This is a genomic window from Rhizobacter sp. P1_G5 (assembly GCF_056405435.1).
This window is the reverse complement of sequence record NZ_JBFUCB010001189.1, coordinates 1-596: the sequence shown is the minus strand read 5'-3', so window position 1 is coordinate 596 and position 596 is coordinate 1. Positions and strand designations below refer to the sequence as shown.

The following is a 596-nucleotide window of genomic DNA, read 5'->3' as shown; positions in this document are numbered from 1 at the left end:
GACTTCCCTCCGCTGACTGGTTTCATGGCCCGTCGCCCAAACTCCCTCCGTTCGCTTCGCTCACTGTGGTCAAACAGTGTGCGACAGTCAGTTCACGAAGCGTGCTGGCGCACGCGGGCCATGAAACCAGCCAGCTCCGGCGCCCCGTCCTAATTGGCGCTCCACAGCCTCCCCATCCGCGCCTTTGCAACAACCGCTGTGCTACTTCGACCTGTACTTCGCAAACCGCGCGGAAACACAGATGGGTGAATCTTGGCGAGTTCTTGCGGCAGTGACCTGCACGGCAGTGTTCGCCGTCATCCTGGTTCTCCTCTGGCGCTCGGCCATTGCGGGTGTTGGCAAGGCCGTGCTCAGCGTGCTGGTGCTGTTGGTGGCGTCCGTGCTCCTGCTCATGCTTTCGGCTCGTCCGGCTTGCGGGCCTGAGTCGGAATGGAAGCGGGCGACCTCGTGCAAATGGCAGGCGCGCGTCGTGTTTGGGGGCAAGTCTGAACAGACGGACGAGCGCGCGGGCGCTCGCATGCTCAACGGTCTGACCAGTCTTTTCCCCCAACAAGAGCGGCTGGTGCTTCGCGGCGGGTGAGGGAATGGGCTGGGGG

General features: G+C 63.6%; 1 protein-coding gene. It reads left to right on the top strand.

Annotated features, from left to right (window positions below):
- Positions 1-184: 184 nt before the first annotated feature.
- On the top strand, positions 185-580 hold the full coding sequence (locus tag AC1D12_RS34900; RefSeq protein WP_477845614.1) for a hypothetical protein: 396 nt from the start codon (positions 185-187) through the stop codon (positions 578-580).
- Positions 581-596: the final 16 nt, after the last annotated feature.